The sequence below is a fragment of the Amycolatopsis sp. cmx-4-83 genome (assembly GCF_046548815.1).
Classification (GTDB): Bacteria; Actinomycetota; Actinomycetes; order Mycobacteriales; family Pseudonocardiaceae; genus Amycolatopsis; species Amycolatopsis pretoriensis_A.
The window spans coordinates 45,499-58,383 of record NZ_JAEBEF010000004.1; the positions used below are offsets into that span (position 1 = coordinate 45,499).

A 12,885-nucleotide genomic window follows, 5' to 3' on the forward strand; every position below is an offset into this window, starting at 1 on the left:
CACAGTCTTTCGCGCAGGAGTCACGATGATCAGCAGGAGAAGGTTCGGGCAGGCGTTCGCGGCGGGACTGGCGGCGACCTCCTTGGCGGCCTGCTCGTCCCCGGCCGCCCCCGTCGCGTCCACGGCACCCGACCTGCGGGCCGGGTCCGGCGAGCACACCTCGCTCGGCGAGGTCAAGCACGTCGGCGCCGGGGTGCTTGACATGGCGTACTTCGAGGCCGGCCCGGCGACCGGGCAGCCGGTGGTGCTGCTGCACGGCTGGCCGTACGACCCGTACAGCTACGTCGACGTCGCGCCGATCCTGGCCGCGGCCGGCTACCGGGTGATCATCCCGTTCCTGCGCGGCTACGGGCCGACCGTGTTCAAGTCGGCGGCGACCGTCCGCAACGGGCAGCAGGCCGCGGTGGCGCTCGACGTCGTCGCGCTGATGGACGCCCTCAAGATCGACAAGGCCGTCCTGGGCGGCTACGACTGGGGCGCGCGGACGGTCGACATCATCGCGGCGCTGTTCCCGCAGCGGTGCAAGGCGGTCGTCGCGGTGAGCGGGTACATCGTCACGAACCTGGTGGCCAACCAGAAACCCCTGGCGCCGCAAGCGGAACTCGGCTGGTGGTACCAGTACTACTTCGCGACCGAGCGCGGCCGCGCGGGCTACGCGGCGAACCGCCACGACTTCAACAAGCTGATCTGGAAGACGGCGTCCCCGGCGTGGCACTTCGACGACGCGACGTACGACCGCAGCGCGGCGGCGTTCGACAATCCGGACCACGTGGCCATCGTCGTCCACAACTACCGCTGGCGCCTGAGCCTCGCCCCGGGCGAGCCGCAGTACGACGCCTACGAGCAGAAGCTGGCCACCAGCCCGGCGATCACGGTCCCGTCGATCACGATCGGCAGCGACTTCGACGCGGCGGCCAAGGACGGCAAGGCGTACCGCGCGAAGTTCACGGGCAAGTACGAACACCGGGTCCTCGACGGGATCGGCCACAACGTGCCGCAGGAAGCCCCGAAGCCGTTCGCCCAGGCCATTGTGGACGCCGACCGGATGTGACGTGGCCGGTCGTGAGTGTTCAGGAGGGTCAGAACCCGCCTGAACACTCACGACCGGCGCTCAGCGGGACGCGCGGTGGATGACGTCGACGACGGCGTCGGGAGCCGCCGACGCGATCGCGTGCGGGGAGGGCACCTCGGTGATCGACGCGTGGGCGCGCCGGGCCTCGAAGCGTTCCGCCGCCGGGGGAATCGCCTGGTCGCGCGTCGCAATCAGTGCGTACTTCGCAATGGCAGAAGGGGCTGTGGAGAGCACCTTCTCGTCGAACGCCGCCGCCAGGATCGGGCGCTGGCCCGCTGCGGCGACCGCGGTGTCCAGGGCCGGCAGGCCCGCGGCGAAGAGCGAGGGGTAGCTCGCCGCGTTCACGAACAGGTCCGGGCCGACCGCGTGCGTCGTCGACGGGCCGATCAGCGAGCCCGGGAACCGGGCGTTCAGCTGACCCGCCGTCTCGCCCGCCTCCGGGATGAACGCCGCCGCGTAGACCAGCGCCTTCACCTCGGACGTCGAGCCCGCCAGCTCGCTGATCAGCAGCCCGCCGTACGAGTGCCCGACGAGGATCTTCGGGCCCGGCACGGAATCCAGGACCCCTTGCAGCGAAGCCACATCCGCCGCGACGCCGCGCAGCGGGACCGCCGGCACGAGCACCGGGTAGTGCTCGGCCAGCAGCCGTCGGGTCACCGGGGCCCACGCCGACGCGTCCTCGAACGCGCCGTGGACCAGCACGACCGTCGGCTTTGGGTGCGACGTCACGGCGGCGCCGGGGGTGGCGGCGGTGAGCACGCCCGCCCCGACGACCGCCGCGACGCCCAGGACGCCGAGCGCGCGCTTCATCACGCGACCGTCGCGTCGAGGGTGACCTCGATGTTGCCGCGCGTCGCCTTCGAGTACGGGCACACCTGGTGCGCGCCGTTGACGAGCTCGTCGGCGGTGGCCTGGTCGATACCGGTCGCCTCCAGGTGCAGCACGGCGCTGAGCTGGAACTCGCCCGCTTCGGTGTCGTGGTGGAGAGTGACCTCCGCGACGACGGCGAGGTCGTTCAGCGGCACCTTCTTCACGCTCGCGACGCGGCGCACCGCACCGACGAAGCAGGACGCCCAGCCCGCCGCGAACAGCTGCTCCGGGTTGGTGCCGTCGCCCGCGCCGCCGAAGGCCTTCGGGACGGCGAGGGTGACGTCGAGGGCGCCGTCGTCGGAGGTCGCGCGGCCGCCGTTGCGGCCCTCCGCGGTGGAGGTGGCGACGGCGGTGTAGGTGACTTCGGACATCGTGTTCCTTTCAGCGGGTGATGGCACCACGCTAGGAATCCGGGCACCCCCGCGGCGACCGTCGTGCGACGTCACCCGTGTAAGTCACCGTTTTCCAGGCGCAGCCACCGGTCGACGCCGATCGCGTCGAGGAACCGTTCGTCGTGGCTGACGACGACGAACGCGCCCCGGAACGCCGCCAGCGCGCTCTCCAGCTGTCCGGTGCTCACCAGGTCGAGGTTGTTCGTCGGCTCGTCGAGCAGCAGCAGCTGCGGCGCCGGTTCGGCGAACAGGACGCAGGCCAGCGTGGCGCGCAGCCGTTCCCCGCCGGAGAGCACGCCGACCGGCAGGTGCACGCGCGAGCCGCGGAACAGGAAGCGGGCCAGCAGGTTCATCCGCTGCGCCGTCGGCAACGCGGGAGCGGCCGCGGCCAGGTTCTCGGCCACCGAGCGGTCGTCGTCCAGCAGGTCCAGCCGCTGGGAGAGGAACGCGATCCGGCCGTCGGCGCGGGACACCGCACCGCCGCCGGGCTCGAGGTCGCCCCGCAGGATCCGCAGCAGGGTCGACTTCCCGGCGCCGTTGGGGCCGGTGAGCGCGATCCGCTCGGGGCCGCGGATGGCGAGGTCGACGCCGGTGCCGAAGAGGTCGCGCACGCGCAGGCCCTCGCCGAGGAACAGTGTCCGGCCCGCCGGCACCACCGTTTGCGGCAGCTCCAAGCTGATCTTCTGCTCGGTGCGCAGCTCGCGCTCGGCCTGGTCGAGCTTGGCCTTCGCGGCGCCGACGCGCGCGGTGTGCGTGCCGTCCGCCTTGCCCGCCGACTCCTGGGCGTTGCGCTTCATGGTGCCGGCGAAGATCTTCGGCAGCCCGGCGTTGCCGAGGTTGCGCGACGCGGTGCTCGCCCGGCGCGCGGCGCGTTCCCGCGCCTGCTGCAGTTCCCGCTTCTCGCGCTTGACTTCCTGTTCGGCACTGCGGATGTTCTTCTCCGCGACCTCACGCGCGGCTCGGACGGCCGTTTCGTACGACGTGAAGTTCCCGCCGTGGAACCGGATTTCGCCGCGGTCGAGCTCGGCGATCCGGTCCATCCGGTCGAGCAGCGCGCGGTCGTGGCTGACGACGAGCAGGCAGCCGGACCAGTCGTCGAGCACGGCGTGGAGCTTGCGCCGTGCGTCGAGGTCGAGGTTGTTCGTGGGTTCGTCGAGCAGCAGCACGTCGGGGCGCTTCAGCAGCTGCGCGGCGAGACCCAGCGAGACGATCTGGCCGCCGCTGAGGGTGCCGAGCGTGCGCTCGAGTGCGACGTCGCCGAGCCCGAGCCGGTCGAGCTGGGCGCGGCTGCGTTCCTCGACGTCCCAGTCGGTGCCGATGGTGGTGAAGTGCTCCTCGGCGACGTCCCCGGATTCGACGGCGGCGAGCGCACGCAGAACCGGCGCCACGCCGAGGATTTCGGCGACGGACGGCTCCCCGCTCAACGGCAGGTCCTGCGGGAGGTAGCCGAGCATGCCGTCGGTGACGACGCTGCCGGCCGACGGGGTCAGGGTGCCGGCGACGAGCTTCAGGAGCGTCGTCTTGCCGGCGCCGTTGGGCGCGACGAGCCCGGTGCGCCCGCCGGGGAAGGTGGCGGAGAGGCGGTCGAAGACGGGGGTGTCGTCCGGCCAGGAGAAGGACAGGCCGGACAGAACGATTTCGGACACGGTGAAGACCTTTGTGGAGGGTGGCGGAAAAGGTGGTCGACAAGGGCGGCCCGCACCGGCGCTGCCGGGGGCCTGCCTGCTCCGGAGCTATCCGGAGATGTCGACGTCACCTGCCACGCTTCCGAAGATAGCAGGGTTGACCGCCGGGGTGCGGGGTAGCCGCCGTGCATGCGCGTAGTCGTCACCGGAGCAACCGGCAACATCGGGACGGGCGTGGTCGCCGCCTTGCGCGCCGACCCGCGGGTCGGCACGGTCGTCGGGCTGGCCAGGCGGCCGGCGGAGGGGATCATCACGGCCGACGTCGAGCGCGACGACCTCGTGCCGCACTTCCGCGGCGCCGACGTGGTCGTGCACCTGGCGTGGCTGTTCCAGCCGGCCCGCCGTCCCGAACGGACGTGGCGCGCGAACGTCCTCGGCTCGATGCGGGTGTTCGACGCGGTGGCGGCCGCCGGCGTGCCCAAACTCGTGTACACGTCTTCGATCGGGGCGTACTCCCCGCGGACGGACGACGAGCCGGTCACCGAGGACTGGCCGACGCACGGCTGGCCAGGAGCGGCTTACACGCGGGAAAAAGCTTATCTGGAGCGGTACCTGGACGCGTTCGAGGTCCGGCACCCGGAACCGGCCGTCGTCCGCCTGCGGCCGGGATTCGTGTTCCAGCGCGCCGCGGCGACCGAACAGCGGCGGCTCTTCGCCGGGCCCTTCGTCCCGGGCTCGCTGGTGCGGCCGGGCTTGATCCCGGTGGTGCCGGACGTCCGCGGGCTGCGTGCGCAGATCGTGCACACAGCGGATCTCGCGGACGCCGTTCGCCGGGCGGTGACCCGGCCGGTGCGGGGGGCGTTCAACATCGCGACCGGTCCGGTGGTGGACGCGCGGTTCGCCGCGGACCTGCTGGGCGCCCGCACGATCCCGGTGCCGGCGGCCGTGGTCCGGGCCGCGGTGGCCGCGGCCTGGCGCCTGCACGCCGTCCCGGCGACGCCGGGGCTGTTCGACGCCGTCCTGCGGCTGCCGCTGCTCGACACGAGCCGCGCACAGTCCGAATTGGACTGGCAGCCGCGCCACGATGCCGCGGACACGCTGAAGGAGTTCCTCGCCGGGCTGCGTGCGGGTGCCGGGGCGGACACCGCGCCGCTGGCCCCGGACCGCCACCGCCTGCACGAGATCGCCACCGGGGCCGGCCGGAAGCCGTGAGTCAGCCGCTGGACGGAGCCCTGCTGAGGTCGACCACGCAGAAGCGGTTGCCGTCCGGATCGGCGAGCACGACGAAGTCCGGGACGGCCGGGTAGCGGTCCCACGCCACCTCGGACGCCCCGAGCCGCAGGAGCCGGGCCACTTCGGCCTCGTGCTCCTCGGTCGTGTCGACGAGCAGGTCGAGGTGGATCCGCGGGTACGGCTCGGGTACCGATTCGCTGGACATCAGCCCGAGGGCGCGCCCGGAGCCGTCGGCGTGCTCGAGGGTGCGCCAGCCCTCGCTCGCCCACTCGTCGGTGGCGACGAGGTTCAGCGCCGCCGTCCAGAAGGCGGTGGCGCGCGGGACGTCGGAGACGCCGATCACCGGGAAACCGAGCCGGAGCACCTCAGCGGCCCTGCTTCTCCGGCTCCGGGTACTGTCCCCGCGCACGATCCGCCGCGGCCGTCGCGATGCCGGTGGCGATCATCGCCACTCCGAGACCCAGGTGCAGCCAGTCGTCGGCGTTGTCCATCGGGAGGAAGTTCGCCGCGCTGTCGTGGTCCATCGCCAGGCCGAACACCCACAGCAGCACGTAAACCCCGCCGCCGATCATCAGGAACGCCCGCGAACTCCCGTTGGCGCGGGAGGCCAGCACGCCGAGCACACCGAACAGCAGGTGGACCAGGTTGTGCAGCACGGACACCGTGAACACGCCGAACAACTGCGCACCCGACTCGTGCCCGGCGAACCGCAAGGCACCGTAGTCCGCGGTGATCCCGGGGACGAACCCCAGCACCCCCACCGCCAGGAACGCGATCCCGAACAGCGCCGCGGCGGTCCGGGCGGTACTGCGTCGAACTCGCACATCCGTCATGGGCCGGGGCTACCCGGCGGCCGCGCCGGCAAACGGACCCGGCGTCAGGCGAGCTCGGCCGAGACCACCGCGGGCAACGCGCGGAGCTGCTCGAGCAGACCGTCGATCTCGTCGCCGCCCAGCAGGACGGCGCAGACCATGCTGCTCTCCCGGACCCCGTCCCTGATGTCGACGGACAGCTCGTGCACCGAAGTGCCACCGAGCGCGCGGACCAGCGCCGGGATTTCCCCGGCGCCACCGGTGAAGTACGTGGCGATGCGGCGGCGCAGCAGCATGGCCGGGCGGGTGGCGAAAGACGTGGGACTGGACATGGCGTGATCTCCACGGGGAAGTGCGGATGGGATCGGGGCCAGGTCCCGAAAGAGGTGCCGCGGGGAATCCGCGATCGCCGGAGCTGCGCGCCGGCGACCTGGGTTCAGCCGGCGCGCCGGACTACGAGTCGCGAGAACATCGTGGGGCGCTGCACGGCGACAGGCTAACACGCCGGGGCAAGTCCCTCAGCTCGCCCGGATGACTCCCAGGCCCAGCGGCGTGATCTCGTGGATCTGCGACTTGCCCGACCGCGCGCTCGTGATCAGCCCGCTCGCCCGCAGGATCGACGCGTGCTGGCTCGCCGTGGCCAGCGAAATCCCCGTCAGCTCCGCCAGCTCGCTGGTGTTGCAGCGCGTGATCGCGACCGTCATCAGCACCCGCGCCCGCGTGTGGCCCAGCAGCGCCGCCAGTGACGGGCCCGGCTCCGCGTCGCTGTCGAAGCGCGTGTGGCTGATCGAATAGACCAGCACCGGGGGCAGGCCCGGGTCCTTGTACGTCGTCGGCATGCCGTGCGCGAAGAACGTCGGGATCAGCCGGAGCCCACGGCCGTCCAGGTGCAGTTCCTGCTCGATCGGGAAGCGGACGCGCAGCACCGGCGGGGTCCACGTGATGTCCGGGTGCAACGTCGACAGCAGCAGCTGCGGGCCGCCGCGGTCCAGGCCGGACTGCAGGCGGCGGCGGTCGCGGGCGACCGCGCGGCGCACCGCCGGCCAGTCCGGGGCCACGCACTGGCGGTAGTAGTCGTGCAGGGCCGTGCCCAGGCGCCGCAGTTCGGCGGGTTCGCCCTCGCCGAGGCGCCGCAGCCACGGCGGCACGCGGGTGCCCTGCGCCGCCAGCTCGGCGACGTCGGCCGCCAGCACCGGGGACGTCGTTTCGAGCACCGTCGAGACGCCTTCGCCGATGGTGCGGGCGCCGGCCGGGGTGAGGAAGTCGGGGCAGTAGCCGTACGGCGGGACCGCCGACATGAGCAGCCGGCCGGACTGGGGGACTGCGGAGCGTGATCCCCGGCGCCACCGGCCGAACAGCGGTTCGCCTTCGGGGCGCCGGATCCGGTAGCTGCTCATCAGCAGCTCCCACATCGGGTCGGCGTCCTCGGCGATGGTCACCCGCGCCAGGTCCGCTTCCGTGAAGTGAATTTTCAACAACGCCGACCGCTCCCTTCCCGGCTGAGGATAGCCCTGGTGGAGCGGGTTTTCGCTGGCACGGGCCCGACGTCACAGAGGTTCCGGAATTCGGGTCCCGAGTGGACGTTTCGGGCTGGCGCGAAACGTTTTCGAGCCGGTTGACGCTGCTCGCGCGCCGCTGGCACGTTCGGCTCGACGAGAGTGTCTTCACCCGGCCGGGGGACAACGTGGTGACGATCTGAACACTTTCCGTCACTGGGGCTGAACTTTACTGGGGAAGGCGGACGCCCGCATGACGAACGACGCACGCAGAGCGCGGTTCCTCCGGCGCGCCGGAGGACGCCGATGACGGCCGACGAAGTCTCGTACCGGTCCGTGCCGGTGCGGACCCGGCCGGCGCCCGTGCTGACGCTCCCGGCCTTCACGGACCTCAAGTACCGCCTGCTCGGGCCGGTGTCGGCGGTCGGCGTCGACGGGCCCGCCCGGCTCGGCGGCCCGAAGCAGCGGACCGTCCTGGCCGCGTTGCTGCTCAACGCCAACCAGGTCGTCTCCGAAGACCAGCTGATCGAACTGCTGTGGGAAGACCGCCCGCCGGCCAGCGCGCGCGGGCAGCTGCAGGTGCGCGTCTGGGAGCTGCGCAAGCTGCTCGGCCGCGAAGTGATCGTGCGCCGCGAACCGGGGTACCTGATCGAGGTCGGGCCCGGCGAACTGGACACCGAGCTCTTCGACGACGTCGCCAAGGACGCGCGGCGGCTGATCGAGAGCGGGGAGCCGCGCCGGGGCGTCGAACGCCTGCGCGCGGTCCTGGAACTGTGGCAGGGCCCGCCGCTGGGCGGGGTCACCGACGTGCTCGTCCGGCGCAGCGGCCAGCTCCTGGCCGAGCAGCGGATGACCGCGCTCGAGACGCTCTTCGACGCCGAACTCGCCACCGGCCGGCACACGCACGTGGTGCGGGAGCTGCGCCACTTCGTCGACGAATACCCCTTCGGCGAGCGGCTGCAGGAGCAGCTGATGCTCGCGCTGCAGCGGTCCGGCCGGACGCCGGAAGCGCTGGAGGTCTACACCGCGACCCGCGAGCGCCTCGACGCCGAGCTGGGCGTCGAACCCGGCGAGCGGCTGCGGGCGATGCACCTGCAGGTCCTCAAGGGCGAGGGCGACGAGCCGCCCGAGCCGCCGGCGCCGGTGGGCGAGGTCGTCGTCCCGGCCCGGCCCGCCGAGCTGCCCCGGGACGTCCGTGGCTTCGCCGGGCGGACCGAACAGCTGGCGCAGCTGGACCACCAGCTCGCCGCGCGCGCCGGGTCCTACGCGTCGGACGTCTGGCTCGTGCACGGCATCCCCGGCGTCGGGAAGACCGCGCTCGCGCTGCACTGGGCCCACCGCGTGCGCGAGCGGTTCCCGGACGGGCAGCTGTACGTCAACCTGCGCGGGTTCGACGCCGATCGCGAGCCGATGGAGCCGGCGGTCGCGCTGGCCCAGCTGCTGCGCGCGCTCGGCGCCGACCCGCGGCGGATCCCGGAGGAGGTCGACGCGCAGGCCGGGCTCTACCGGTCGCTGCTCGCCGACCGCCAGGTGCTGCTCGTGCTCGACAACGTCCGCGACGCCGAGCAGGTCCTGCCGCTGCTGCCGCCGACCGGGACGGTGCTGGTCACCAGCCGTCACCGGCTCGGCAGGCTGGTCGCCGAGTACGGCGCGTTCTCCCTCGGCCTCGGCGCGCTGACCGAGGCCGACTCGCGGGCGTTGCTCGGCGGCGTGCTCGGCGAAGGCCGGGTGGCGGCCGAGCCGGCGGCGGCCGGGGAGCTGGCCGAGCTGTGCGGGCACCTGCCGCTGGCGCTGCGGATCGCCGCCGCGAACATCGCGACCGGCCCGGACACCACGGTCGCCGCGATGGCCGCGGACCTCGCCAAGGGCGACCGGCTCAAGCAGCTCGTCGTGGACGGGGCGGAGGAGAGCGCCGTGACGCGGGCGTTCGCCGTCTCCTACGAGGCGCTCGCCCCGGAGCTGCGGCGGCTGTTCCGGCTGCTCGGCCTGGCTTCGTCCGCCGACTTCACCGCCCGCGGCGCCGCGGCGCTCACCGGCGACCCGGTCGACACGGTGGCGCGGCAGCTGCGGCTGCTGGCCGCGGCGCACCTGGTCGAGCAGCACGTGGCCGGCCGCTACCGGCTGCACGACCTGCTGCGGGCGTACGCGCTGCGGCAGGCCGGGGCGCACGAAGCCCCGGCGGCGCGGGCCCGGGCGTGGCGCCGGTTCGTCGAGCTGTACCTCTCGGGCGCGGATGCGGCCGAACGGATCTTCGGCAGGCGGCACGACCCGCGGCTGCCGCGCGAGCCCGCGGTGGTGCCGGCGAACCCCCTCTCCTTCGCCGACTCCGCCGAGGCCGCCGCCTGGCTCGACGCCGAGCACGAGAACCTCTGCGCCGTCGTCACGCAGGCGGTCACCGACGGGCCGTACCCGATCGCCTGGTACCTCGCCGACGCCGTGCGCTCGGCGTTCTACCACCGGGGACGGCGGGTCGAGTGGGTCGACATCGCGACCACGGTCCTGGCCGCCGCGCGCCGCCTCGACGTGCCCGCGGTGGAAGCGGTCACCGCGCAGAGCATCGGCCTGGCGTTCGTCCACCGGGAACGGCACGAGCAGGCCGTCGAGTGGATGACCGAGGCGCTGCGCGTGTTCGAGCGCGTGGACTGGCCCGAGGGCAAGGCCGCCGCGCTCAACGCGTCCGCCATCGCGCTGCGGGTCGCCGGCCGGTTCGAGGAGGCGGCTTCGCAGTTCGAGCTGGCGCTGGAGCTGCAGCGGCAGTCCGGCTACCGGCTGGGCCAGGTGAGCGTGCTGAACAACCTGGCTTCGGTGCACCGGCAGCGCTGCCTGCTCGACGCGGCCCGCGCGTGCCTCGACGAGGCGCTGGAGCTCGCGGTCGCGGAGGGCTACCAGCTCGGGGAGGCGGTGGTGCTCGTCGGGATCGGCGTCGTCCAGCGGCTGCAGGGTGACCTGCCGGGCGCGCGGCGGTCGCTGACCCGGGCGTTCGACCTGCACAAGGCGCACTCCCACCCGTACGGCCAGGGTTCGGCGCTGTGCGGGCTGAGCCTGGTGTCGATCGACCTCGGCGAGTTCGAGCAGGGCCGCGCGCAAGCCGTGCAGGGGCTGGAGATCGCGCGTCAGGAACAGAACCGCGAGACCGAAGTGGGCGCGCTCAACGCGCTGGCCAGGGCGGAGGCGGCGCTGGGGGAGACGTGCTCGGCGGTCCGCCACCAGCAGGAGGCGGTCGCGGTGGCCCGGCACTGGGGTTCGCCGTGGCACGTGGCGGAAGCGCTGAGCGGCATGGCGGCGGTCCACGGCGCCCGCGGCGACCACGCGGAGGTCCTGCTGATCGGCACGGAAGCCCTCGACCTGGCCCGCGGCGGCGGGTTGCGCCTGATCGAGGTCCGCTGCCTGCTCGCGCTGGCCCGCGCCCACGCGGGCCAGGGGCGGCGAGAGGAAGCGCGCCGCCTGTGCGGCGAAGGCCTGCGGCTGGCGGCCGGGCTCCCCGCGTTGCAGACCCGCGCCCGCGAGGTGCTGTCCCGCCTCTGATGAAGTCATGAACGACTCGTTCACCTCGCCTGACGCGATGAACGAGTCGTTCATGACGTCCGTGCCGCGCGTGCTTGCCGGGGGAAGCGGATTGGAAGCGGGCGCGCCTAGCGTTCCGACCGTCCCTTCCGGCGAGAGAACCTTCGGAGCTTTGATGAGATGGGGTAGAGCCGTCGCCGCGGTCGGTGCCGCGGTCGCGCTCGCGGTGTCGGGGGTCGCCGGTCCGGCGGCCGCCGGTGAGGCGAAGTACGTCGGGGAGCTGGCGCTCACCGAGACCGGCGTGGTCCGCGGGACCGCGGCCGCCGACCTGGTGACGTTCAAGGGCGTGCCGTACGCCGCCCCGCCGGTCGGGGCGCTGCGCTGGCGAGCACCGCAAGCCGCGAAGGCGTGGGACGGCGTCCTCGACGCCACGAACTTCCGCAGCCAGTGCGCGCAGCTCGGCGGGCTCGGCGGGATCATCGAGTCCTACGAGGAGAACTGCCTCTACCTGAACGTCTTCGCGCCGAAGACCGCCGGGGTCAAGCCGGTCGTCGTCTGGTTCTACGGCGGCGGTTTCCAGAACGGCACCAGCTCCACCTACGACGCCGCGCGCCTGGCCGCGCAGGGTGACGTCGTGGTCGTCACCGTCAACTACCGCGTCGGCGTGCTGGGCTTCCTCGCCCTGCCGTCCCTCGACGGCGAGACGCCCGGCGTGCAGTCCGGCAACTTCGGCATCCAGGACCAGCGCGCGTCGCTGAAGTGGGTGCAGCGCAACATCGCCGGCTTCGGCGGGAACCCGGGCAACATCACCATTGGCGGCCAGTCCGCCGGCGCCGGGTCCGCGTGCATCCACCTCGCTTCGCCCGCCTCGGCCGGGTTGTTCCAGCGCGCCATCGGCGAAACCTACAGCTGCGGCTCGCCGCTGCTCACCAAGGACGCCGCCGAAACCATGGGCACGACCGTGGCCACGCAGTCCGGCTGCGCCGACGCCGCCACCGCCGCGAACTGCCTGCGCGGCAAGACCGACGTCAAGGCGCTGATGCAGGCGTGGCCGCCGCTGCCGCAGGGGCCGGTGGCCGGGGGCAGCGAACAGCCGCTGCAGCCGATCGACGCGTTCCGGCAGGGCAGGTTCAACCGCGTGCCGATGCTGTGGGGCAACAACCGCGACGAGATGCGGCTGATCGTCAGCATCCAGTACGACGCCGCGGGCAACCCGGTCACCGCCGAGTCGTACCCGCGGATCATCCGGAACACCTTCGGCGTGGACGCCGACCGCGTGCTGGCGAAGTACCCCGCGGCCGCGTACCCGACGCCGGGGCTCGCGCTGTCGCAGGTGCTCAGCGACGCCGGGGACGACCAGCTCGCCACCTGCCAGCACGTCACGGCGTACCGCGCCGCGATCGCCGGGCAGGCCAAGCTGTTCGTCTACCAGTTCTCCGACCGCACGGCCCCGCCGGTCGTCGACATCCCCGGTTTCGACGAGGGTGCCGAGCACGGCGCGGAGCTGAACTACCTGTTCCCGAAGTTCACCGGCGCGACGCTGAACGCGCCGCAGCAAGCGCTCTCCGACCAGATGGTGAAGTACTGGTCGACGTTCGCCCGCACCGGCGACCCGAACGCCTCGGGGCTGCCCGCGTGGCCGCGCTTCAGCACGGGAACGGCGCGTGACGCGCTGTCGCTGGACCTCGCGTCCGCCGGCGGCAACCAGAAGATCGACCTGGCGACGCGCAGCCAGTGCGACTTCTGGGCGACCGTGCCGCCTCCGCCGGGAGCCTGAAACCCGTTGGTGCCGAAGGGGACTGTCCGCGAGGGCAGTCCCCTTCTTCGTGTCCGGGGGACACCACGGATCGCGTCGCTCCTGTCGCGGCCGGTGACTTTCAG

At 72.9% G+C, this 12,885-nt stretch carries 11 protein-coding genes; 4 read left to right on the forward strand and 7 right to left on the reverse strand.

Going from position 1 to position 12,885, the window contains the following annotated elements:
- Positions 1–25: 25 nt before the first annotated feature.
- Positions 26–1,051, forward strand: coding sequence for an alpha/beta fold hydrolase (locus ACLJQM_RS13115; protein ID WP_410631412.1), 1,026 nt, complete (start codon positions 26–28; stop codon positions 1,049–1,051).
- Positions 1,052–1,111: 60 nt separating this feature from the next.
- Here the strand turns inward: ACLJQM_RS13115 and ACLJQM_RS13120 are convergent, their stop codons facing one another.
- The 3 genes from ACLJQM_RS13120 to ACLJQM_RS13130 all read right to left on the reverse strand — a co-directional run bounded on the left by ACLJQM_RS13120 (position 1,112) and on the right by ACLJQM_RS13130 (position 3,980).
- Positions 1,112–1,882, reverse strand: coding sequence for an alpha/beta fold hydrolase (locus ACLJQM_RS13120; protein WP_410631413.1), 771 nt, complete (start codon positions 1,880–1,882; stop codon positions 1,112–1,114).
- A complete protein-coding gene (locus ACLJQM_RS13125; RefSeq protein WP_247019663.1) occupies positions 1,882–2,313 on the reverse strand; it encodes an organic hydroperoxide resistance protein in 432 nt (143 codons plus the stop codon). Before ACLJQM_RS13125 ends, ACLJQM_RS13120 begins: the two co-directional genes overlap by 1 nt.
- A gap of 71 nt (positions 2,314–2,384) precedes the next feature.
- Positions 2,385–3,980, reverse strand: coding sequence for an ABC-F family ATP-binding cassette domain-containing protein (locus tag ACLJQM_RS13130; protein ID WP_410631414.1), 1,596 nt, complete (start codon positions 3,978–3,980; stop codon positions 2,385–2,387).
- A 168-nt stretch (positions 3,981–4,148) separates the two neighbouring features.
- Between ACLJQM_RS13130 and ACLJQM_RS13135 the strand changes: the two genes are divergently transcribed.
- Positions 4,149–5,171 carry an NAD-dependent epimerase/dehydratase family protein gene (locus tag ACLJQM_RS13135; RefSeq protein WP_410631415.1) on the forward strand — a complete coding sequence of 341 codons (1,023 nt, stop codon included), beginning with the start codon at positions 4,149–4,151 and terminating at the stop codon, positions 5,169–5,171.
- 1 nt (position 5,172) lies between these two features.
- Here ACLJQM_RS13135 and ACLJQM_RS13140 read toward each other — a convergent pair whose 3' ends face one another.
- The 4 genes from ACLJQM_RS13140 to ACLJQM_RS13155 form a co-directional block, all read right to left on the reverse strand.
- Positions 5,173–5,556, reverse strand: coding sequence for a VOC family protein (locus ACLJQM_RS13140; protein ID WP_360773651.1), 384 nt, complete (start codon positions 5,554–5,556; stop codon positions 5,173–5,175).
- A 1-nt stretch (position 5,557) separates the two neighbouring features.
- The gene (locus ACLJQM_RS13145; protein WP_410631416.1) at positions 5,558–6,025 is read right to left on the reverse strand and encodes a DUF4383 domain-containing protein; all 468 of its coding nucleotides are present in this window, start codon (positions 6,023–6,025) and stop codon (positions 5,558–5,560) included.
- A gap of 44 nt (positions 6,026–6,069) precedes the next feature.
- Positions 6,070–6,336, reverse strand: coding sequence for a hypothetical protein (locus ACLJQM_RS13150; protein WP_247019665.1), 267 nt, complete (start codon positions 6,334–6,336; stop codon positions 6,070–6,072).
- Positions 6,337–6,522: 186 nt separating this feature from the next.
- Positions 6,523–7,482, reverse strand: coding sequence for an ArsR/SmtB family transcription factor (locus ACLJQM_RS13155; RefSeq protein ID WP_410631417.1), 960 nt, complete (start codon positions 7,480–7,482; stop codon positions 6,523–6,525).
- A 324-nt stretch (positions 7,483–7,806) separates the two neighbouring features.
- On the opposite strand from ACLJQM_RS13155, the gene ACLJQM_RS13160 reads away from it, so the two are divergent.
- Together ACLJQM_RS13160 and ACLJQM_RS13165 are read left to right on the forward strand one after the other, a co-directional pair.
- Positions 7,807–11,025, forward strand: a complete 3,219-nt coding sequence (locus ACLJQM_RS13160; protein ID WP_410631418.1) for a BTAD domain-containing putative transcriptional regulator — start codon at positions 7,807–7,809, stop codon at positions 11,023–11,025.
- A gap of 154 nt (positions 11,026–11,179) precedes the next feature.
- Positions 11,180–12,781: a carboxylesterase/lipase family protein gene (locus ACLJQM_RS13165; RefSeq protein WP_410631419.1), complete on the forward strand. Its 1,602-nt coding sequence runs from the start codon at positions 11,180–11,182 to the stop codon at positions 12,779–12,781.
- The last annotated feature ends 104 nt before the right edge of the window (positions 12,782–12,885 follow it).